The following is a 589-nucleotide window of genomic DNA, read 5'->3' on the forward strand; positions in this document are numbered from 1 at the left end:
CTCTTCCAACCGTTCATCCATCACGATTCCCCTTCCTGTGCGTATTCCAGCAAATCTATAGCTCTATCTAGCCCTTGTAGATACCCACCGATATACTCGTTTTTAATAATTGGATTTTCCATATCTTCAGCATCATATATTGCCTCTAATTGTCCTTTAACCTCTTTGTAACGCTGGTTTTGTTTTTCTAATTGGTCTACTTTTATAAAATGTTTTCGATACAGTTCATTAAATTGGTGTTCTAATCGTTTGTTTCTTGCGTTTTGGGTATGTGATTCAATTTCCCACTCTGCTCTATCTCTTTCCAACTCCTGTACCTGATTCATTACAGTAATAAGAGGACTCAACTCTTTAAGTGGTATATTTCTTTCTTTTAAAAAATTACTTAACTCACGCATTTCCTTGTTTTTAACCTTTATTACATGTGCCATTGATTCTATTTGTGCAACTTGTTGGATAAGGTAATCAGAATACATAACTATAAAATCAAAAGCTTGTTTATTTTTCTCTAATTGGTCTGGCTCCCAGGATATCTTATCTAGTTTTAATCTCATTTCCTGTATACGTTCATCCATCACTGCACCTCCTC

At 34.8% G+C, this 589-nt stretch carries 1 protein-coding gene; it reads right to left on the minus strand.

What is annotated here, in order from left to right:
• Nucleotides 1-20: 20 nt before the first annotated feature.
• On the minus strand, nucleotides 21-589 hold a 569-nt coding region (locus IEX29_RS26455; protein WP_229720417.1), incomplete at its 5' end, for a hypothetical protein.

It is taken from the genome of Oceanobacillus neutriphilus (assembly GCF_014645515.1).
GTDB lineage: Bacteria > Bacillota > Bacilli > Bacillales > Amphibacillaceae > Oceanobacillus > Oceanobacillus neutriphilus.